This window comes from Xanthomonas sp. WHRI 7065, from assembly GCF_040203115.2.
In the GTDB taxonomy this organism is placed as follows: Bacteria; Pseudomonadota; Gammaproteobacteria; order Xanthomonadales; family Xanthomonadaceae; genus Xanthomonas; species Xanthomonas arboricola.
In genome coordinates this window covers 4,677,056-4,698,078 of sequence record NZ_CP168194.1, presented here as the reverse complement: position 1 = coordinate 4,698,078, position 21,023 = coordinate 4,677,056, and the positions used below count along the sequence as shown (strand labels likewise).

The 21,023-nt window shown below is 68.7% G+C and carries 12 protein-coding genes; 8 read left to right on the top strand and 4 right to left on the bottom strand.

Translation table 11 applies throughout. The annotated features are described in order from the left end of the window. Nucleotides 1–83: 83 nt before the first annotated feature. From ABQY64_RS19585 to zwf, 5 genes are all read left to right on the top strand, one after another. Entirely contained in the window at nt 84–344 is a 261-nt protein-coding gene (locus ABQY64_RS19585; RefSeq protein WP_026064404.1) for a YcgL domain-containing protein, read from the top strand. Next, the gene (locus tag ABQY64_RS19580; RefSeq protein WP_349780306.1) at nt 337–3,657 is read left to right on the top strand and encodes an ankyrin repeat domain-containing protein; all 3,321 of its coding nucleotides are present in this window, start codon (nt 337–339) and stop codon (nt 3,655–3,657) included. Before ABQY64_RS19585 ends, ABQY64_RS19580 begins: the two co-directional genes overlap by 8 nt. Before the next feature lie 26 nt (nt 3,658–3,683). Further along, complete coding sequence (locus ABQY64_RS19575) at nt 3,684–4,013, top strand: low molecular weight protein tyrosine phosphatase family protein (protein WP_016902847.1); 330 nt, start codon at nt 3,684–3,686, stop codon at nt 4,011–4,013. Between the two features lie 63 nt (nt 4,014–4,076). Beyond that, nucleotides 4,077–5,876 carry a glycoside hydrolase family 15 protein gene (locus tag ABQY64_RS19570; protein WP_349780307.1) on the top strand — a complete coding sequence of 600 codons (1,800 nt, stop codon included), beginning with the start codon at nt 4,077–4,079 and terminating at the stop codon, nt 5,874–5,876. Further along, nucleotides 5,873–7,735 (top strand): glucose-6-phosphate dehydrogenase, encoded by a 1,863-nt coding sequence (zwf, locus tag ABQY64_RS19565; RefSeq protein WP_245103703.1) that lies wholly within the window; start codon nt 5,873–5,875, stop codon nt 7,733–7,735. Before ABQY64_RS19570 ends, zwf begins: the two co-directional genes overlap by 4 nt. Before the next feature lie 99 nt (nt 7,736–7,834). Here the strand turns inward: zwf and ABQY64_RS19560 are convergent, their stop codons facing one another. Beyond that, nucleotides 7,835–9,646 (bottom strand): monovalent cation:proton antiporter-2 (CPA2) family protein, encoded by a 1,812-nt coding sequence (locus tag ABQY64_RS19560; protein WP_053051610.1) that lies wholly within the window; start codon nt 9,644–9,646, stop codon nt 7,835–7,837. 548 nt (nt 9,647–10,194) lie between these two features. Between ABQY64_RS19560 and mgtE the strand changes: the two genes are divergently transcribed. After that, nucleotides 10,195–11,562 carry a magnesium transporter gene (mgtE, locus tag ABQY64_RS19555; protein ID WP_104623884.1) on the top strand — a complete coding sequence of 456 codons (1,368 nt, stop codon included), beginning with the start codon at nt 10,195–10,197 and terminating at the stop codon, nt 11,560–11,562. 216 nt (nt 11,563–11,778) lie between these two features. On the opposite strand, the gene ABQY64_RS19550 is transcribed toward mgtE, so the two are convergent. The 3 genes from ABQY64_RS19550 to ABQY64_RS19540 all read right to left on the bottom strand — a co-directional run bounded on the left by ABQY64_RS19550 (nt 11,779) and on the right by ABQY64_RS19540 (nt 16,084). Then, entirely contained in the window at nt 11,779–14,118 is a 2,340-nt protein-coding gene (locus tag ABQY64_RS19550) for a TonB-dependent hemoglobin/transferrin/lactoferrin family receptor (RefSeq protein WP_349780308.1), read from the bottom strand. A gap of 139 nt (nt 14,119–14,257) precedes the next feature. After that, on the bottom strand, nt 14,258–15,157 hold the full coding sequence (locus ABQY64_RS19545) for an EF-hand domain-containing protein (protein WP_349780309.1): 900 nt from the start codon (nt 15,155–15,157) through the stop codon (nt 14,258–14,260). A gap of 141 nt (nt 15,158–15,298) precedes the next feature. Continuing rightward, nucleotides 15,299–16,084, bottom strand: coding sequence for a DUF4198 domain-containing protein (locus tag ABQY64_RS19540; protein WP_104598598.1), 786 nt, complete (start codon nt 16,082–16,084; stop codon nt 15,299–15,301). A 198-nt stretch (nt 16,085–16,282) separates the two neighbouring features. Here ABQY64_RS19540 and ABQY64_RS19535 point away from each other — a divergent pair, with 198 nt between their 5' ends. Together ABQY64_RS19535 and ABQY64_RS19530 are read left to right on the top strand one after the other, a co-directional pair. Next, nucleotides 16,283–18,991: a bifunctional acetate--CoA ligase family protein/GNAT family N-acetyltransferase gene (locus tag ABQY64_RS19535; RefSeq protein WP_039521122.1), complete on the top strand. Its 2,709-nt coding sequence runs from the start codon at nt 16,283–16,285 to the stop codon at nt 18,989–18,991. 106 nt (nt 18,992–19,097) lie between these two features. Continuing rightward, nucleotides 19,098–20,138: a DUF475 domain-containing protein gene (locus tag ABQY64_RS19530; RefSeq protein ID WP_102255111.1), complete on the top strand. Its 1,041-nt coding sequence runs from the start codon at nt 19,098–19,100 to the stop codon at nt 20,136–20,138. Nucleotides 20,139–21,023: the final 885 nt, after the last annotated feature.

Sequence of the window (21,023 nt, the reverse complement as noted above, 5' to 3'; positions counted from 1 at the left end):
CGCGCGTTGCCGCGCTTTCGCCATCGGCGCAATTGGGACACAATCCTGCGACACACTTGCCGATCGAGCGCGACCACGCGCGCATGCACGCCTACGTCTATAAAAGCCAACGCAAGCAGGACACCTTCGTCTACCTCGCCACGCGCGACGACTTCTCCGGTCTTCCCGCCGCCGTGCACGCGCAGCTGGCGCCGTTCGCGTTCGTGCTGGAGGTGGCGTTGACGCCGGAGCGCCGTCTGGCGCAAGCCGACGTTGCCACGGTGCGCGAAGCGCTCGCCAAGCACGGCTTCTATCTGCAACTGCCCAAGACGGTGGTGCTGGCGGGCGAGTGCGACTATGACTGAGGCCGCACGGGCCGCACGCTTGCGGGCCGCAGCGCTGGCCGGCTTGGCCGGCGTGGCGTTGTCGTTGCTGGGCGGCATCGGCGGCGGTGTCGCCGCGGTGACGCTGTGGCTGGCGCAGCCGGCGTTCGCGCTGGCGGTGTCGTGGGCGCGCGGTAGCCGCGCACTGCCCAGCCGGCCGCGTGCGGTTGCGCAGGCCTTGCCGCCGCTGCTGACGATCTGGGGTGTGGGCCTGCTGGCGCTGGCCGCCCTGATCAGCTGGCCGCTGACCGCCCTGCGCGACAGCGGCAGCCTGGCCGCCGCATTGGCCTTGAGTGTGGCGGTCAGCGCCGCGCTGCTCGGGTTGTGGCGGACCTGGCCGCTGTGGGGCGAGGTCGAACGCGATGGCGGCGCCCTGGCCCCGCGCTGGCATGCGCTGGCAACGCAGGAGTTGCACGCCTGGCGCGGCCTGCTGGCCGCTGCCCTGGTGCTGGCGATGTGCACGCTGGTGGTGGCGCTGGCCTGGCCGGGCTGGTTGTCGAGCAGCCTGCGCTGGAGTCTGGCGATCGCGGCCAGCGTGCTGCTGCCCGCCGCCCACCTGCTGTTGCAACGCACCGCCGCCCCGGCGCGTAGCGATGCCCCGGCGGCCTTGCAGGCGGCCGATTTCTTTTCCGAAGCGGCGGCCGAGCCGCGTCCGCTGGAGCCGGTGGCCCAGCACCAACTGGTGCCCGAACTGTTCGAGGCCGCGCGCAGCGGACGCGTGGACCGTGCGCTGCAGCTGCTCGACGCCGGCGCCGACCCGCAGGCGATGCCGTTGCCGGATTGGCGCGACCAACGCAGCCTGCCCGCGCTGGCCGCGGTGCTGCCGGATCTGCGCCTGCTGCGCGAGCTGATCGTGCGCCGCGTCGACGTCAACCAGCCGCATCGCGGCATGACCCCGTTGCTGGCCGCCACCCGCGACAGCTGGCATGGCCGCCCGGATGCGGTGATGACGCTGCTGGCCAACGGGGCCGACCCGCGCGCCAGCGACAACGACGGCAACACGCCGCTGCATCACGCGGTGCGCAGTTCCGACCCGGGCGTGGCCGCGCTGCTGCGCGATGCCGCCGCCGAGCTCGATGCGCTCAACAACGAAGGCCACTCGCCGCTGGCGATGGCCTGCCAGGTCGGCAACTGGCGGCTGGCCAAGTTCCTGCTGGAACGCGGCGCGCACTCAGAACCGGAAGGTGGCGCGCCGGTGCTGCTGGCCGCGGCCGGCACCGAGGAAGACGACCCGGCCGGCGTGCAGCTGCTGCTCAAGCACAAGGCGCGCGTGGATGCGCGCGACCGCCAACGCCGCAGCGCCTTGCACGAAGCGGCGTTGGCCGGACACGGCGACATCGTCGAGGCGCTGCTGGCAGCCGGCGCCAATCTGGAAGCGCGCGACCTGTTCGGCCGTACGCCGTGGCTGGATGCGGCGCGGCAGGCGCGCAGCGGCGTGCTCGAACGCCTGGTCGCGCGCAAGGCCGATGTGCTGGCCATCGACGGCGAGGGCCGCAATGCGGTGATGCTGGCCTGCGCCGCCGACAGCGTGTCGCCGGCGCTGATCCGGCGCCTGCTCGAGCTGCAGGTGCCGGCCGACAGCGCCGACGCGCACGGCCGTCGCGCGGTGGATGTGGCCGCCGAAGCCGGGCGCTGGGCGATCGTGCAGTTGCTCGATCCCGCCTATCCCTTGCCGGCGGCGGTCAGCGACGCGCACGGCGAGAGCTCCGGCGTGGCGGTGCTGCCCGATCGCCCGCCACTGGTGCTGCTGCGCGAAGGCCTGCAGTTCGGTCAGCGCGACGGTCTGGTCGCACTGGCCCGCCTGTGCGGCCCGGAAGAACTCGGCGGCCTGCTGCACGACGCGCATCTGGCCTTGAACGCCGACGCGGTGGACTGGCTGCTGCGCCACGGGGCCGATGCCGAAGTGCGCGATGCCTGCGGCGATGTGCCGATGTTTGCGCTGCTGTCGCGGGGCGTGGAGGCGGTGCCGGCGCTGCAGACGCTGCTGCGCCATGGCGTGTCGCCGGCCGGTGCCGGCGGCCTGACGCGGCTGCTCAGCGCCTGCGTGCAGCACGATGCGGCATCGCGCGGGCTGGAACAGTTCGCGCTGGAACTGCTCGAACGCGGCGCCGACCCGTTCGCCGCATCGGCCGCCGGCGATCCGCCGTTGTCGCTGGCGGTGCGGCTGGGCTGGCTGCGCCTGCAGCAGTGGCTGCTGGAACACGGCGTGGACCGCGAAGCGCGCGACAGCCATGGCATGACCGCGTTGCATCTGGCCACCGCGCTGGGCCGCGAGGCGTCGCTGAAATTGCTGGTCAAGCAGGGCGCCTCGCCGGAAGCGCGCGCTGCCGACGGGCAGACCCCGCTGGGGGTGGCGCTGTCGATTGGCCGCCGCGACCTGGCCGACTGGCTGGACTGGCGCATCTGGTCGCTGCCGCAGCGCAGCCTGCGCGAGGCGGATGTGCCGGCCGCCGCGATGGTCGGCGACACCGATGCGGTGCGTCGGCTGATCGATCTGGGCCTGCCGGTCGATGCGATCGATGCCCAGGGCTGCACCGCGTTGCTGCGTGCCGCCGGTGGCGGCCATCTGGGCGTGGTGGCGCATCTGCTCGGTCGCGGCGCCGACCCGCAACGCGCGGCCAATAGCGGCGCCACGCCGTTGTCGGCGGCGGTCAGCATGCGCCAGACCGAGATCGTGGCCGCGTTGCTGCAGGCCGGCGCGCAGATCGAGCACCGCCTGCCCGGCGGCGTCACCGTGCTGATGCTGGCCTGCGCGCTGGGCCTGCCGGATATCGTGGCGCGCCTGCTCACCGCGGCGGCCGATGTGCACGCCAACGACGACCAAGGCCTGGCGCCGCTGCATTGCGCCGCGCTGTACGGCTTCACCGCGCGCGACAAGAGCCGCCTGCTGGCCTTGCTGGATACCTTGCTGCTGGCCGGTGCCGACCCGGACTACCTGGCCGGCGGCCGGGTCAGCCCCTTGCTGCTGGTGCTGGGTGCGCGCGCCGAACCGGGCACCGCCTGCGACGAGCAGGTGGTGCTGGCCGGCGTCGAACGCCTGCTCGACGAAGACGTCTCGCTGGATGTGGCCGATCAACGCGGTTTCGGCCCGCTGCACCTGGCCGCATTGCACGGCCTGCCGTTGCTGGTGCAGCGCCTGCTGCGTGCCGGCGCCGATGCCGACCGCCGCGATGCGCTCAACCGCACCCCGCGCGAGATCGCGATCATGCGCGGCTTCATCGATGTGGCCGGCCAGTTCGAACCCGCCTTGCCGGGTGTGTCCTCGATGGCGCGCTTCCTGCGCGAAGGCCGCTGAGCCAGCGCGGCGGCGCACCGCTGCGGGTGCTGTTCGTGTGCAGCCGCAACCGGCTGCGCAGCCCCACTGCCGAGCGCGTGTTCGCCGACTGGCCGGGCGTGCAGACGCAATCGGCCGGGCTGGCCGCCGATGCGGAGGTGCAGCTCACCCCGGAGCTGTTGCATGAGGCGCAGCTGGTGCTGGTGATGGAGCGTCGCCATCTGCAGTTGCTGCGCAAACGCTTCGCCGCGCATCTGCGCCATTGCCGGGTGATCTGCCTGCAGATTCCCGACGACTACGCGTACATGGATCCGGCACTGATCCGTCGCCTGGAACACACGGTGCCACCGTTGCTGCGTCTGCCGGCGCAGTCGTAACCTGATCCCGACACCGCGCATGCAAAACTTGGCGCTCCCTCGCACGAAGGAAGCGCCTCTACGATGAGCGTGCGTATCGAGGACCACGCCATGCTGGGCAATTGCCACAGCGCGGCCCTGGTCGACCACCGCGGCACCATCGACTGGCTGTGTCTGCCACGTTTCGATTCCGATGCGTTTTTCGCATCCCTGCTGGGCGATGAGCAGCACGGGCAATGGGCGTTGTCGCCGGCCGGCGACTTTCGCAGCGAACGTGCCTATGAAGACGACAGCCTGGTGTTGTGCACGCGCATGCACACCGACACCGGCACGGTGGAACTGGTCGACTTCATGGTCGCCAGCGATGAAGGCGACGGCCACCAGCACCTGGTGCGGATCGTGCGTTGCGTGCAGGGCCAGGTGCCGATGCACATGCGCCTGACCTTCCGCTTCAACTATGGCCGCACCGTGCCATGGGTGACGCGCATCGACGGCGGCATCCGCGCCATTGCCGGCCCCGACCAGCTGGCGCTGCGCTCGCCGCAGGCGCTGCACGGCGAGGACATGGGCACCGAAACCGACTTCACGCTGCGGCAGGGCGAGAGCACCTGGTTTCTGCTCAGCCACGGCCTGTCGCATCAGCCCACGCCGACGGCGATCGATCCGGAACAGGCGCTGCAACGCACGACCGCGTTCTGGCATGGCTGGGCGCGGCGCTGCACCGATGTCGGCCCCTGGACCGAGCAGGTGCGTCGCTCGCTGGTGGTGCTGAAGGGGCTCAGCTATCTGCCCACCGGCGGCATCGTCGCCGCGCCGACCGCCTCGCTGCCCGAGCATCTGGGCGGCAGCCGCAACTGGGATTACCGCTACTGCTGGCTGCGCGACTCGGTGTTCACCCTGATCGCCTTGCTGCAGGCCGGCTATCGCGACGAAGCAGAGGCCTTCCTCGACTGGGTGCAACGCGCCATCGCTGGTTCGCCGGATCAGTTGCAGGCGCTCTACGGCATCGCCGGCGAACGCCGCCTGCAGGAGTGGGAAGCGCATTGGCTGCCCGGCTATGAAAATTCCGGGCCGGTGCGGATCGGCAACGGTGCGGTGGACCAGTTCCAGCTCGACGTCTACGGCGAGTTGATCGGCGCGTTCCATTACGCACGCGAAAAGGGCGTGGCACCGCCGTCCGATGACGATGGCTCGTCGGCATCGTTGCTGGAAAAGGTGCTGGAGACGCTGGAAACGCTGTGGCGCCTGCCCGACGAAGGCATCTGGGAAATCCGCGACGAGCGCCGTCATTTCGTGCATTCCAAGGTGATGGCCTGGCTGGCATTCGACTGCGGCGCGCGCGATGGCATCACCAATGCCGATGCGGCCAAGCGCGCGCACTGGGGCCGCATCGCCGACGACATCCGCGCCGAAGTGCTGGAAAAAGGCGTGCACCCGGACGGGCACTTCGTGCAGAGCTACGGCTCCGATCGTCTGGATGCGGCGTTGTTGCTGATCCCGATCGTGGGGTTCCTGCCGGCCGATGATCCGCGTATCGCCGCGACCGCCGATGCGATCGCACGCGATCTGACCATCGACGGATTGGTCGAACGCTATCGCGCCGACGACAGCGCCGACGGCTTGCCGGCCGGCGAGGGCACCTTTCTTGCCTGCAGCTTCTGGCTGGTGGAAAACTACGCCCTGCTCGGGCGCACCGAGCAGGCACGTGTCCTGCTTGAACGTCTGCTCGGGCTGTGCAACGACGTGGGCCTGCTCGCCGAAGAGTACGACCCGCGCAGCAAACGCATGCTTGGCAACTTCCCGCAAGGGTATTCCCACGTGGCTCTGGTCAATGCGGCATTGCGCCTGCACGGACGCATGGGCAAAGAGGAAACACATCCATGAACGAACAAGCCACCACCCCGCCGTGCATCATCGTGGTGTTCGGTGCACGCGGCGATCTGACCAAGCGCCTGGTGATGCCGGCGCTGTACAACCTGCGCCGCTCCGGCGCACTGGGCGAGCAGTTCGCCATCGTCGGCATGGACCACGGCGATATCAGCGAGCGTTCGTGGCGCACGATGATGGGCCAGTCGATGACCGAGCTGCTCAGCAGCCGCGACGCCGAATTCCAGACCGACGAATTCGACACCGATACCTGGGAGTGGCTGCGCGAGCGCATGCATTACCTGCGCGGCGATTTCACCGACCTGGGTGCCTATCAAACCCTGGGTGGCGCGCTGGAGAAGCTGCACAAGCGCTACGGCACCCAGGGCAACGTGTTGTTTTACCTGGCCACCGCCGCGCGCTTCTTCGAGCCGGTATTGCTCAACCTGGGCGAAGCCGGGCTGGTCAAGCAACGCGAGGGCGAGGGCTGGCGTCGGGTGATCGTGGAAAAACCCTTCGGCCACGACCTGCCCAGCGCCGTCGCGCTCAACGCCACCGTCGCCAAGGTGCTGCACGAGGACCAGGTGTTCCGCATCGACCACTTCCTCGGCAAGGAAACCGTGCAGAACATCCTGGCATTCCGTTTCGCCAATGGCCTGTTCGAGCCGGTGTGGAACCGCGACCGCATCGATCATGTGCAGATCACCGCCGCCGAAACCATCGGGGTGGAAGGGCGCGGGCGCTTCTACGATCCCACCGGTTGCCTGCGCGACATGGTACCCAACCACCTCTTCCAGCTGCTGGCGATGATTGCGATGGAGCCGCCGGCCGCGTTCACCACCGAAGCAATGCATCGCCGCCGCGCCGAAGTGATCGAGGCGGTGCGCCCGATCAAGCCCGAAGACGTGGTGCGTGGCCAGTACGCCTCCGGTGCGGTCAACCGCAGCGCTGTGCCCGGCTATCGTGAAGAAGACACCGTGCCGGACGATTCGGAAACCGAAACCTACGTGGCGATGAAGCTGCAGGTCGACACCTGGCGCTGGGCCGGCGTGCCGTTCTACCTGCGCACCGGCAAGCGTCTGCGCGAGCGCACCACCGAGATCGCGATCCGCTTCAAGCCCGCGCCGCTGGCGCCGTTCCGCAGCACCGAAGTGGGCGGCTATGGCCCCGACTGGCTGGTGCTGCATATCCAGCCCGACGAAGGCATCTCGCTGCAGTTCGACGTCAAGCGCCCCGGCGCGCAGGTCAGCCTGGCACCGGTGCGCATGGACTTCCGTTACCGCGACTGGTTCCCCAAGGAATACACGGTGGGCTACGAGCGCCTGCTGCAGGACTGCATGAACGGCGAGGCTGGCCTGTTCCAGGATGCGGCAATGGTGGAAGGCGCCTGGCGCATCGTGCAACCGATCCTGGATGCCTGGAAACAACCGCCCAGCGATTTTCCCAATTACGCCGCCGGCAGCGCCGGACCCTCGGCCGCCGACGCCTTGCTGGCGATGAACGGCGGACACGCCTGGCGCGCGCTGACTCCGGGCCGCAAGCCACCACCGCGCCGCGCACCGGAAGCGCGCAGCAGCGCTGCAACGCCGATCAAGAAAGCCACCGGGAAGACGGTCAAGAAGGCTGCCAAGGCGCCGGCCAGGAAGATCACCAAGGCGGCAGCCGAAAAGGTCACCAAGGCGCCAGCCAAACGCGCATCTGCGGCTGCAGCAAGACCATCGCAGGATGCGGCTACGTCGCCGGGCAGTGCGGCAAAGAAAGCCGCGGGCAAACGCGCAACCGGCAAGGTCGCAAAGACCGCCGGCAAAACCGCGGCTGGCAAGAGCGCAGCGAAGAAGTCGGCCAGCAAGCCCGCGGCGCGAACGCCACGGCGCTGACGGAGGCAGCCGCCGCAGCTCCACGTAGGAGCGTGCCTGCGTGCGACGGGCTTTATCGGTAACGCCCGGGTCGCGCGCAGGCACGCTCCTACCAAGGGCTCAGCGATCCTGTGTGGTAGGCGCGGGCTCGCCGTCCACGTCGGCCTTGACGTCGGCTTCGAACAGATTCATCAGGTCGGCGCGTGCGTCGCGCGAGGTCTGGATCACCTTGGCTTCGTCGTCGTAGACCAGGTGCTGGCGATGCAGCAACTCTTCGTCGTGCTGGCGGAAGCGTTTGACGTGATCCTTGGCAACCGCCTCGCCCAAGCCGAGCGAGGTCAGCACGCGTTCGCTCAGTTCCAGGCTGGAGGCGAACACCTCGCGGAACGGTTCGGCGCCCAGGTCCATCAGTTTCCAGGCGTGCTGGCGATTGCGTGCACGTGCCAGCACGGTGGCCTGCGGGTACAGGCGGCGGATCAGCCGCACCGTCTTGATGTTGGTGTCCGGGTCGTCCACCGCGATCACGAACACCTTGATGCGGTCGGCGCCGGCGGCGCGCAGCAGTTCCGGTCGCGTGGGGTCGCCGTAGTACAGCTGGCTGCCGAAGCGGCGCAGATCTTCCACGGTGTCCGGGTTGTGTTCCAGCGCCACGAACGGCACATGCCGCGCGGTGAGCAGACGCGCGACCACCTGACCGAAGCGGCCCATGCCGGCGACCAGCACCTTGGGCGTCTGCGCATCGATGGTGTCGAACGGGCGGTCGGACTTGGGCGCATGCAGCCGCAGCGGCCCGTTGAGGATGCGCTGCATGCCCAGCAGCAACAGCGGGGTCAGCGCCATCGACACGCCGACGACGGCCACCAGCCGGTCGTGGTTGGCGCGCTCCAGCAAGCCGACCCGATCGGCCTCGTTGAACACCACGAAGGCGAATTCGCCACCCAGCCACAACACGCTGCCCAGCATCAGGCTGCTGCGCAGCGGCAACTTCGCCACGCTGCCGATGCCGACCAGCAGCGAGAACTTCACCACCAGCAGGATCGCCACGCCGCCGGCGATCAGGCCTGGCTCGGCGACCACCCGGTTCAGATCGATGCCCATGCCGACCGAGATGAAGAACAGCCCCAGCAGCAATCCTTCGAACGGCTCGATCTGCGATTCGAGCTCATGGCGGAATTCCGAATCGGCCAGCAGCACGCCGGCGATGAAGGCGCCCAGACTGGCGCTCAACCCGGCTTCCTGCATGATCCAGGCGGTGCCCAGCACCACCAGCAGGGCGCTGGCGGTGAACACTTCAGGCATGCGCGTGCGCGCCACCACGTTGAACAGATGGCGCAGCACGAAGCGCCCGCACAGGATCACCAGCGCCAGTGCCGCGACCGCCTTGGCCACGTCCGGCCATGCCAGCGTGGCGTTCTTGCTGCCACCGAGCAGCGGAATGGCCGCCAGCAACGGAATGGCGATCAGATCCTGGAACAGCAGGATGGCGAACGCCAGGCGCCCGTAGTCGCTATTGAGCGCCTTGCGCTCGGCCAGCAGCTGCAGGCCCACTGCGGTGGACGACAACGCCAGCGCCACGCCGACGATCAACGCGCTCTTCCAGCCCAGGTTGCCGAGCATCAGCAGGCCCCCGAGGATCAGCGTGGTCACCACCACCTGGGTGGCGCCGGCACCGAACACCGAATGACGCATCACCTTCAGGCGGGCCGGCGACAGTTCCAGGCCGATCACGAACAGCAGCATCACCACGCCGATCTCGGCCGCGCCGCTGATGCGCTCGGCATCCTGCACCACGCCCACGCCATCGGGCCCGAGCACCACACCGGCGACCAGATAGGCCAACACCGCGCCCAGGCCGAAGCGCTTGAACACCGGCACCGCCACGATGGCGGCCAGCATCAGCACCAGAGCCAGTTCCAGACCACCGCTATGCATGCACGTTCTCCGTTGAGGTTCGCATTATGCCGCCCGCGGTCGGCTGCTGGCCTGGATCGGCGTGCGCTGCGTGCAACTGTGTGGATTGGCGGTGTGCTCTGGTCCGGTGATGCAAGCCGGCAGCACCACATCGCGGGCAGCAATGCGCCACGTCGTCCGCATGACTGAGCCGCATGTCGCCACGTCGTTCCGCATTGCACGCGTGCACGCAGCCGCCGTTGCAGGCCATGACCCACCTTCCTGGTCGGTCGCGCACGGCCGGTAGTCGGGTGCAATGCAGTCGCTTGTCGACATGACAGGCCCTGCGTTGTGGCGTCCGCCTGGACGCCCGCTGAGCATGGCCTGCGCAGGGCATTGACCAAGCGGGCGCAGGCGCGCAGACTGCGCCGCGCTGCCGCCCGGATCACCGGCCGGTACGCACTTTTCGGAGCCCTTACTCATGTCCAGCGACAGTCACCCTAGACCCGGGTCGATGACCCAGCTGGCGCACGCCTGAGGCTCAGGTTCGCCGGCTGTCATCGACGACGGTCGTCACCAGGCGAACCACCATGTACAACGAAACCCTGCGCCTTGCCCAAGGCGTCGATGCCTTGATCGCACCCATCGCCGACTTCAACACGGCCGATGCGGTGGAATACCTCAATACCCTCGACCGCGACGAGGCCGCACAGGTGCTGGCCGCGCTGCCGCAACCGCGTGCGGTGAAATTGCTCGAACAGCCCGAGCTGCACGCCGCCAGCGCGCTGGTCGCGCTGCTGCCGGCCGAGCAGGCCGCCTCCCTGCTCGGGCAGATGGCCGACGACCGCGCCACCGACATCTTCCATGGCCTGGATGCCGAGCAGCGCCAGCCGCTGCTGTGGCTGCTCAGTGCCGAGGCGCGGCTGTCGATCCAGGCGTTGATGCGCTACCCGCCCAATACCGCTGGCGCGCTGATGACCACCGAGTTCGTAGCGGTGCCGGCCGACTGGACGGTAGGCCGCACGCTGCAGCACATCCGCGAGGTGGAGCGCAGCCGCGAGACGGTCTATGCGATCTATCTGCTCGACCCGCACAGCCGCGTGCTGACCCAGGTGGTCACCATGCGCCGGCTGATCACCGGCGCGCCGGAGGCGCCGATCCTGGAGGTGGCACAGGTCAATCCGCCGGTCACGGTGGACCCGGCGCTGGACCAGGAAGAAGTCGCCCGCCTGATCCGCCGCCACGACCTGCTGGCGATCCCGGTGGTGGATGCGCACGGCCATGTGCTCGGCATCGTCACCGTGGACGATGTGCTGGACGCATTGATCGCCGAATCCACCGAGGACGTGCACAAGTTCGGCGGCATGGAAGCGCTGGACAAGCCCTATATGCAGATCGGCTTCGGCCAGATGATCAAGAAGCGCGCTGGTTGGCTGAGCGTGCTGTTCCTAGGCGAAATGCTCACCGCCAGCGCGATGCAGCACTTCGAGGACGAGCTGTCCAAGGCGGTGGTGCTGACCCTGTTCATTCCGCTGATCATGAGCTCGGGCGGCAACTCCGGCTCGCAGGCCACCTCGCTGCTGATCCGCTCGCTGGCACTGCGCGAGCTGCGCCTAGGCGACTGGTGGAAGGTGGCGCTGCGCGAGCTGCCGACCGGGCTCACCCTGGGCACCATCCTGGGCATCCTGGCGATCGTGCGCATCACCCTCTGGCAGACCGCCGGCCTGTACGACTACGGCCCGCACTGGCAGATGGTGGCGCTGACCATCGGCGCAGCGCTGATCGGCATCGTCACCTTCGGCTCGCTGTCCGGCTCGATGCTGCCGTTCGTGCTGCAACGGCTCGGCTTCGACCCGGCCAGCGCCTCGGCACCGTTCGTGGCCACGCTGGTGGATGTCACCGGGCTGGTGATCTATTTCAGCATTGCCGCCGCGATCCTCAGCGGCACCTTGTTGTAGCGCAGCGGGCAGGGCGCGCGGAAGTTGCGCCCCGCCGTGCCCTGGATGAGGACTGCGATGGTCGAGGTGCCGCAGGTGTTGCGGCACCTCTGACCGGATGGCTGACGCCGCGGACCGGCACCCGGCGTAGCACGGCGTGTGCAGGCTCAGGCCGTAGTGGCTGGTCTACCGCGCATCGCTGCACAGGCCATGCAGCGATGCGCAGCGGCGATCGCGTCAGAAGGTCACATACAGCGTGGCACGCAGGTTGCGTCCCGGTTCGCTGTAGCGGCCGATGCCGTCGTCGGTGGCATAGCCGTACAGATAGAAATCGCCGCGGGTGACATTGCGGATGCGCGCCCACTGGTAATAGCGCTCGTCGAACAGGTTGTAGACGCCGAGATTGACGCGCACGTGCGCGTTAAAGCGGTAGCTGCCGAACAGGTCGACCACGCTGTAGGCGTCGCTGAGGAACGGCTCGGCCGCAGCGCCGAAGATGTCGTTCTCGACATTGACGTCCTTGGCTTTCTTGGCCAGCGCGTGGGTGATGTTGGCGGTGACACGCAGGCGCTCGTCCAGGCCCTGCCAGCTCAGGCCGAGCACGCCGCGATCCGGATTGATGCTGTCCAGCGGGCGGCCATCTTCCAGCTCACCCTGGTTGTGGGTCCATGCCGCGCGCAGCAGCCAGGCGTCGCCGAGCTTGAACTGCGCATCCAGTTCCACGCCCTTGACCTCGACCTGGCCGACGTTGAGCAGCGTGGTGTAGGCGTAGCCGTTGCGCGTGCTGCACACGCCGCGGGTGCAGGTCTGGTAGAGCGTGCCGGCATCGGTGGTGACGGTCTCGCTCTGGATGAAGTCGTCGTAGCGGTCGCGGAACACCGATAGGCCGACGCGCGCCCAGTCGCTCTCCCAGCGCCAGCCCAGTTCCAGGTTGAGGCTGCGCTCGGCGTCGAGCGCGGGATTGGCGGCCACCGTCGGCACGTTGACGGTTGCGCCGGTGTCCAGCCGGGTCAGTGCGGTGATGCTGGTCGGGGCGTACATCTCGGCGGTGGTCGGCGCACGGAAGCCGCGCCCGGCCTGGAACCACAGCGTCTGCGGCGGGGTGAAGGCGTAGCTGATGCCGGCCTGCCAAGTCGGTGCGGCAAAGGTCACCTCGCGCACCGTGCCAGTGACATCGACGAAGGTGGACGACAGCGTCGGCGCGTAGCGGTAGTGGTCGTAGCGCGCACCCAGGGTGAGCTGCAGGCGGTCGTCGAGCAAGCCGATGCGGTCGCGCAGGTACACGCTCCAGGTGTCGGCATCGGTCTTGGGCACCTGCGCCGGGTCGACGGTGGCGGTGTCCAGCGCGCCGGCGTTGTTCCAGCGGTAGTCGATCGCGCTGAAGTCGATGCTGCGGCGCTGCCAGGCCGCCCCGTACAACAGCGCTTGCGACCAGCCGCTGCCGTGCAGCTGCTTGTCGAAGTCGACCGCGAGGCGGTCCAGGGTCTGCTCGGTGTCGCGGTCCTCGGCACGGCGGCACGGCAGCGCCACCGTGCAGCGGGTGGTGGCGGCGGTGGCCGGCGTGCTCGAGCTGCCGCTCTGGGTGAGGATGCGGGTGGTGCCGCGGCTGTCGGTCTGCTGGCGGTCGAGCTGCGCCTCCAGGGTGTCGAACAAGGCGTTGTCGGCCTGCCAGAGGTAGCGCAGGCCGTAGCGGTCACGGTCGTTGCTGTCTTCGCCGATGCGCTCGGCGTAGCTGGGCGCACTGACGCGGCTGAGGTTGTCGACCCGGTTCTGCGAGCGGTTGCGTTCGTACACCACGCCGAAGCGGTGTTGTGCGTTCGGCACCACGTCGAGCTTGGCCAGCACGTTGTCGCTCTGGCTGTCGACCGGGTCGGGTGTGCGCCGCGCGCTGCCGGTGTCGATGTCGGTGCTGGAGTACCAGCCTTCGGATTCGTGGCCCTCGCGGCGGGTGTAGCTCAGCATCGATTCGACGATGCCGCTGCGGTTGGCGACGGTGAGGTTGCCGAGCAATTGGTCGTTATGCCCGGTGTAGCCGGTCTTCAAGCCGACATAGCTGTCGTTGCCCTGGGCCTTGAGGTAGTCGTAGGGGTCCTTGGTGGTGAACACCACCGCGCCACCAAGCGCGCCGCTGCCGGCGCTGATGGAGTCGGCGCCCTTGACGATGTCCACCTGCTTGAGCGAATCGACGTCCACGCCGCCGCGGCCGGCGCGGAAGAACTCGTAGTCGCGCGCGGTCTCCACGCCTTCGGCCATCGACAGGCCATCGATGGTCATCGCCACCCGGTCGCCTTCCAGGCCACGGATGTTGAAGCCGTTCTCGCCGAAGCGGCCCATGTCGGCGATGCTCACGCCGGGGATGTAGCGCATCAGGTCTTCCATGCTCTCGGCCTGTTCCTGCTGCAGCTGCGCGGTGTCGAGGGTGGTGACGTTCTGGTTGCTGGAGGCGCGCTTGTCGCGCGCGGCCTTCACTTCGACCGGGTCGAAGGTGGTGGCGTCGGCGGGTGCCTGTTCGGCATGCAGCGGGAAGGCCAGGCCGGCGGCGATCGCCAGGGCCAGCAGGGTCGGTGTCGAGGTCATCGTGAAGTCCACAGTAAGGAAAGGGGAGGGGGCGCCGGAAGGCGCGGACCTGGCTGCGGGCGGCAAGAGCGGTCGCGTGGCTGGGTGGGCCCGCCGGTAGCGGGCCAGGAGCGCGGGCGGCAAGGCCCGCGTCGGGAGGTCAGTCGGCCCGGGCCGGCGTGGTGGCCGGCGCAGTCGCAGGCGCCGGCGGCGGCAACGCGGCATCGCCGGCATCGACCACGCCGTCGTGGTTGCGGTCAACGCGGGCGAAGGTGCGCAGGCCCGAGGCCTGGTACTCGGCAAAGCTCATGCGCTGGTCCTTGTCGGTGTCGAGCACGGTGAAACGCACATGCACCTGGCGGTCGTCGGCCTGTTCGAGCGCGGTGAGGCGGCGGTTGAGGCGGTCTTCGAATTCCACCCGGTACTCGTCCAGCGACAGCGCCGCGTTGCGGTCGGCATCGGCACTGACGAACTGCGCCGTACGCAGGTCCGCGTATTCCTTGCGGCCCACCTTGCCGTCGCCGTTTTCGTCGTACAGCGCGAGAAAGCCCTCGGCCGAGCCGCTGTCGGTCATACCCGGGCGGCCGCCGTCGCGGTCGAAGGCCTGCGTCCGATCGGCAGGCGCATCCTTGGCCGCTGCCGCCAGCGCCGCCTGACCGCGCGTCCAGTCCTGCGCGCCGGCCGCGTCGAATTCGGCGCGCGACACCTGCCCGTCGCCATCGGCGTCCAGGGCGGCAAAGCGGGTCCGGCCCTGTGCCGCCTGTACGCCGCGTTCCTGCTCCAGCGCACGCTGGCGGCGTTGGCGGAACTCGGCCACGTATTCGTTCTCGTCGACGCTGCCGTCGTGGTTGCGGTCGGTGGCGTCGAAGCGGGCGCGGCGGAAGGCCGCGAAGTCGGCGGCGGTGATGCGGCCGTCGCCGTCGTCGTCATGCTGGGTGATGAAGGCCTGCACGTTGTTGCCGTGCCCGCCGAGCAGCGGGCGCGGGTCAGATTGGGCGAGAGCGCTGGCAGGAAGTAACAGCGCGCACAGATACGCGCCGGCCAGGGAGCCAGTGTTCATGGATTGCCTCTTGAGGGGAGAAACGGTGCCGGGCCGTGGCGCTGGCTGGGCCTGCAGGTGGAGTGCGGTGCCGGGCGGATGGCCGCGCCGGTAGTGTCATGCTGCCAGGGCGATGCAACCGCGGTTAGCGGTTGCGCAACGCTATTGTTCGAGCACCTGGAAGGTGAGCGTGGTGCTGTTGCTGTACTCGCGCACCGGGGCATCGGCCGGGGCCGGGGTGCGGTGACGGGTCAGCGCCAGCCAGGTGCCGGCGTGGTCCAGCTTCAAGGTCGCGCGGCCCGCGGCGTCGGTGGTCACGCTGACCTGCGTCGGCTTGCGGTCGGAGGTCCACACCGCCTCGCTGATGTCCACGGTCTGCCTGGCCAGCGGCACGCCGTCGTACTGCACCGTGAAGGCGAAGCTCTCGCCGACATACAGGTCGTTGGGGTGCGTCACCGGCACCAGTTCCAGCCCGCGGTTGCGCGGTGCCAGCGCGCGGCGATCAGGCTTGCCGACGCTCAGATAGGTTTCCGCCAAAGTGCGCGACTGGAAGCTGGAGATCAGCGTGGCGCCCTTGGGCATGGCCACGTTGGGGTCGCGCACGGTCTGCCGCTTGCCGTCCAGCTCCCAGGTGCGGAACTGCGCCCCCACGCGCAGGCCGCTGCTGACCCGGTAGGTGCCGGGCTGTTTGCCCAGGGTGTGTTCGAGCACGGTGCGGGTGTCGAGCGCCTGCACCCGGGCCGGTTCCACATCGCGGCCGTCGGGCCCGGTGATGCTGAAGTGGCTCTGGTCGAAGGCCGCTTCCGGGACGAAGAAGGTCTCGGCGAAGGCTGCGTCCAGGGTCACCGTCTGGCCGGGCTGGGGCGCGAAGGTATTGGGTGCCAGATAAGGGGTGTGCGCAGAGGCGGAGGCAGCGAGCAGCAGCGCCGACAAGGTCAGCAGTTTCATGGGGGGCCCTGTTCCGAGTAAGTCGCTGGCGGAGGGGCGCGGGGCGGCGCAGGAAGCTGGCTGACCACGGGATATTAACGAAAATGGGAATCGTTCACAACAATAGCAGGCGCTGTGTCGCGCTTCTTCGCTGCGGGATCGATGACGTGCGCTCGGGCCGACGTGTACCGTGTCCGTTTCCCGTCGTCTCTTCTAGCCATGAGTACCTACCACCTGCAGCAGGTCTTTCGTCCCACCACCGTGGCGGTGGTCGGCGGCAGTCCGCGCGATCGCTCGGCCGGGCGGGCGGTGGTGCGCAACCTGCGCGCGGCCGGGTTTCCCGGGCAGATCGGCTGGGTGAGCCCGCGTTACAGCGAGATCGATGGCGTGCGCACGGTGGCGCGGCTGACCGATCTGCCCTGGGTGCCGGACCTGGTGGTGATCACCGCGCCGGCGCGCATCGTGCCGCGCATCGTGTCGATCGCGGCGCGGCGCGGGGTGGCTGCGGCGATCATCCTCACCGCCGGGCTGGGCAGCGGCCCCGGCTCGCCGGCCGCGCGCATGGAGGCAGCCGCGCGCGCCAAGGGCATGCGCATCCTCGGCCCGCACTGCCTGGGTGTGATCGCTCCGCATGCGCGGCTCAATGCCAGCATCGCCGCGCATTGCCCGCAGGCCGGCGACCTGGCGCTGATCTCCGAATCCAGCGCGATTGCCGCCGCGCTGGTGGAATGGGGCGTGGCGCGCTCGGTCGGGTTCTCGGCGGTGGTGTCGCTGGGCGATACGCTGGATGTGGATTTCGGCGATCTGCTCGACTACTTCGCCACCGACTACCGCACCCGCGCGATCCTGCTGTACGTCGAACGCATCGGCGATGCGCGCAAGTTCATGTCGGCCGCACGCGCCGCCGCGCGCGCCAAGCCGGTGGTGGTGGTCAAGTCCGGGCGCCAGTTCCGCATCAATCCCAATGCCGACACCCACGCGCAGGCGCTGGCCGGCTCGGACGCGGTGTATGGCGCGGCATTCGCACGTGCCGGCCTGCTGCGGGTGGGCGCGCTTGACGAATTGTTCGCCGCCGCCGAAACCCTGGGCCGGCTCGGCAGTTTTCCCGGCCGGCGGCTGGCCATCCTCAGCAACGGCGGCGGGGTGGGGCAGCTGGCGGTGGACCAGTTGGTGCTGCGCGGCGGCACCCTGGCCGAGCTGTCGGCCAAGACGCTGGAGCGGCTGGATCAGTCGCTGCCGCAGGGCTGGTCGCGCAGCAATCCGGTCGACATCATCGTCGATGCCGACGGGCCGCGTTATGCCGCGGCGATCGAAGCCTTGCTGGACGACCCGGAGAACGACGCGCTGCTGGTGGTCAACGTGCCCACCGCGTTCACCTCCTCGGCCGATGCGGCCAAGGCGCTGACCCGCGCGCTGGACCAACGCAACCGCTACCAGCGCGAAAAGCCGGTGTTCGCGGTATGGCTGGGCCAGGACGACGCGGCAATCGCCGCGCTCAATGCCGCGCGCGTGCCCACCTATGCGACCGAATCGGACGCGGTGCGCGGCTTCACCCACCTGGTGCGCTACCGCGAGGCGCAGGCGGCGTTGATGGAGACCCCACCCAGCCTGCCGGAAGATTTCGTGGTGGATGCCGGCATCGCCCGGGCGGTGGTTGACGACGCCCTGGCCGCCGGTCGGCGCTGGCTGGACCCGGTCGCCACCAACCGCCTGCTGGCCGCCTACGGCATCCCGATCGTGCCGCTGCAGGTGGCCGCCACCGCCAACGAGGCCGCATTGCTGGCCGACCCGTTACTGGCCGTCGGCCGCACGGTGACCTTGAAGGTGTTGTCCAGCGACATCGCGCACAAGTCCGATGTGGATGGCGTGCGCCTGAACCTGTCCAGCGTGGCGGCGGTGCGCGAAGCGGCGACCGGCATCCTGGCGCGTGCGCGTGCCGCGCATCCCAATGCGCTGATCGAAGGAGTGATCGTGCAGCCCACCGTGCTGCGGCCCAAGGCGCGCGAACTGATCGCCGGGATCGCCGACGACCCGGTGTTCGGCCCGGCGATCGTGTTCGGCCGCGGCGGCACCGCGGTGGAAGTGATCAACGACCGTGAGCTGGCATTGCCGCCGCTGGATCTGCGCCTGGCCCACGAGCTGATCGGGCGCACGCGGGTGTCGCGCATCCTCAAGGCCTACCGCGACGTGCCGGCCGCGGACGAGCGCGCGGTGGCGCTGGTGCTGGTCAAGCTGGCGCAGCTGGCCGCCGACATCCCCGAAATCACCGAGCTGGACATCAACCCGCTGCTGGCCGACCGCGATGGCGTGATCGCGCTGGACGCGCGCGTGGCGGTGGCGCCGGCGCGCAAGCTGCACAAGGGCCGCGGCCATCCACGCTTTGCGATCTTTCCGTACCCGAAGGAATGGGAGCGCCAGATCGGGCTGGGCGATGGCACGCATGCGCTGGTGCGCCCGGTGCGCCCGGAAGACGATGCGCTGTTCCGCGCGTTCTTCGCGCGGGTCACCGACGAGGACCTGCGGCTGCGCTTCTTCCAGTCGGTCAAGCATTTCAGCCACGAATTCATCGCGCGGCTGACCCAGCTCGATTACGCGCGCTCGATCGCGCTGGTGGCCATCGACCCCAAGACCGGCGACATGCTCGGCGCGGTGCGGCTGCATGCCGACGCCGACTACGAGCGCGGCGAATACGGCATCCTGATCCGCTCCGACCTCAAGGGCCACGGCATCGGCTGGCAGCTGATGCGCATCATGATCGAGTACGCGCGCTGGCTGGGCCTGAAGCAGATCGAAGGCCAGGTGCTGCGCGAGAACCGCACCATGCTGGCAATGTGCCAGAGCCTGGGCTTCGGGGTCCGCCCGGATCCGGACGATGCGACCCTGATGGCGGTGACACTCCCTATAATGGGCGAGCCACGCCCGGCCTGACCTAGCGTCACGCCGCGGTCCCCCATCCTCCACCGCATGCCGGATCTGCCGGGCCTCACCCTGGCCGGTTGCTTCGGCTGTCGTCTCGGCCCGCCTGGGAGTGTCAATGTTCCGCGATTTCAGAATGTCGTTTTTGGTCACAGCGATCTGCCTGGGCCTGGCTGCCTGGTGGGGTCATACCTCCTCGATGGGCATCTGGCAGGCGCTGTGGCTGTGCCTGGTGCTGAGCGTGCTGGAGGTGTCGTTGTCGTTCGACAACGCGGTGGTCAACGCCGGTGTGCTCAAGCACATGAACGCGTTCTGGCAGAAGCTGTTCCTCACCGTCGGCATTCTGATCGCGGTGTTCGGCATGCGCCTGGTGTTTCCGATCGTGATCGTGTCGGTGGCCACCGGCATGGGCCTGGTGCCGGTGATGCAGATGGCGCTGAAGGAGCCGGACCGCTACAGCCAGGTGCTGACCGACAACTACCCGTCCATCGCCGCCTTCGGTGGCATGTTCCTGCTGCTGGTGTTCCTGAACTTCCTGTTCGACCAGGAGCGCAAGCTGCACTGGCTCGGCCCGGTGGAACGGCTGGTCGGCAAGCTGGGCAAGGCCGATGCGATGTCGGTGATCGTGGCGGTGACGGTGCTGCTGGGCACCAAGCTGTTCCTGCCCGAGGCCATCTTCCAGAGCGTGCTGTTCGCCGGCCTGGGCGGCATCCTTCTTTACCTGCTGGTCGGCAGCGTGGATGCCTTGTTCGAGTCCGAAGAGAGCGAAGACGGCATGGGCCCGGCCAAGCGCTCGGGCATTGCCGCCTTCCTGTACCTGGAAGTGCTGGACGCCTCGTTCTCATTCGACGGGGTGATCGGCGCGTTCGCGATCACCCGCGATGTGGTCATCATCATGCTGGGCCTGGCGATCGGCGCAATGTTCGTGCGTTCGATGACGGTCTATCTGGTGCACAAGGGCACGCTGGACGAATTCGTGTTCCTGGAGCACGGCGCCCATTACGCCATCGGCGTGCTGGCGATCATCATGCTGGTCGGCACCGTGTACCACGTGCCTGAAGTGCTGACCGGCCTGATCGGCGTGGCCTTCATCGCCGCCTCGGTGTGGTCGTCGATCCGCTACCGCAAGCGGCACCACATCGGCCCGACCGAGATCTGATTCCCGCGCACGGGCAGCGCGCAAGGCGTCACGCCGTTTACTTGAGAGCGGCTGACAGTGCCTTCGTGGCCATCGGATGGCGCGGCTGGTCGGTGGCTTGGCTGCATTGCCTTTGCACGCCCGACCTCGACGGTGTGGGTTTGCTGCAGGGCCCTTGCCCGCCCACCCTCGCGGGACACGCCGCAAGTACGTCCTTGTAGGCTCTTACGCGGCATCCATGCCGCGTAAGGTCCCGCGACGGTGGGCGGGCAAGGACCAGTCGGGATGGCCGGTGTGCATGGTTTTCGACAAAGCAACCGGCAATCGGTGCGGTGTCCTCGCCGCGCCCTCTACGCTGTGAGTTTGCTGCCGGGCCCTTGCCCGCCCACCCTCGCAGGACACGCCGCAAGTACGTCCTTGTAGGCTCTTACGCGGCATCCATGCCGCGTAAGGTCCCGCGACGGTGAGCGGGCAAGGGCCAGTCGGGATGATCGGTGTGCACGGTAGGAGCCGTGCTTGAGGCGCGTTGTTCGATCATGACGCGCCGGCTCAGCGTCCGATGCGCAATGGGCTACAGCAGCTTTCACGTGACCACTGACCAACTTTCTGGTGCGGTGTCCTCGCCGATTGCGGGACCGTGTGGCGGCATGGATGCCGCCGCCGAGCCCCCAGGGACGGGTTCACGGCGTGTCCCGCGAGCGGTGAGGGCGCTGCGCCCTCGACCCAAAGTGGGCAGCGGCGAGTTCCTCCCATTGCCGGTGTCAGGGCAGGCCCCCCAGGTGTGGGGTGCCGCCTGAGGCAGGGATCGCACAACTGTGACCAGCTTCAGTGTCGATGGGTGTCGCAGCCAACCCAACCGGACCCAACTGATCGACAGAATTGCCGGTTTGGGCCTTGACTGCGCAG

What these genes read in the sequence shown, in the direction of transcription:
- ABQY64_RS19580 (WP_349780306.1), top strand. Translation starts at nt 337, where the DNA reads ATGACTGAGGCCGCACGGGCCGCACGCTTGCGGGCCGCAGCGCTGGCC.
- ABQY64_RS19560 (WP_053051610.1), bottom strand. Translation starts at nt 9,646, where the DNA reads ATGCATAGCGGTGGTCTGGAACTGGCTCTGGTGCTGATGCTGGCCGCC.
- ABQY64_RS19585 (WP_026064404.1), top strand. Translation starts at nt 84, where the DNA reads ATGCACGCCTACGTCTATAAAAGCCAACGCAAGCAGGACACCTTCGTC.
- zwf (WP_245103703.1), top strand. Translation starts at nt 5,873, where the DNA reads ATGAACGAACAAGCCACCACCCCGCCGTGCATCATCGTGGTGTTCGGT.
- ABQY64_RS19535 (WP_039521122.1), top strand. Translation starts at nt 16,283, where the DNA reads ATGAGTACCTACCACCTGCAGCAGGTCTTTCGTCCCACCACCGTGGCG.
- ABQY64_RS19540 (WP_104598598.1), bottom strand. Translation starts at nt 16,084, where the DNA reads ATGAAACTGCTGACCTTGTCGGCGCTGCTGCTCGCTGCCTCCGCCTCT.
- ABQY64_RS19550 (WP_349780308.1), bottom strand. Translation starts at nt 14,118, where the DNA reads ATGACCTCGACACCGACCCTGCTGGCCCTGGCGATCGCCGCCGGCCTG.
- ABQY64_RS19545 (WP_349780309.1), bottom strand. Translation starts at nt 15,157, where the DNA reads ATGAACACTGGCTCCCTGGCCGGCGCGTATCTGTGCGCGCTGTTACTT.
- ABQY64_RS19530 (WP_102255111.1), top strand. Translation starts at nt 19,098, where the DNA reads ATGTTCCGCGATTTCAGAATGTCGTTTTTGGTCACAGCGATCTGCCTG.
- ABQY64_RS19570 (WP_349780307.1), top strand. Translation starts at nt 4,077, where the DNA reads ATGAGCGTGCGTATCGAGGACCACGCCATGCTGGGCAATTGCCACAGC.
- mgtE (WP_104623884.1), top strand. Translation starts at nt 10,195, where the DNA reads ATGTACAACGAAACCCTGCGCCTTGCCCAAGGCGTCGATGCCTTGATC.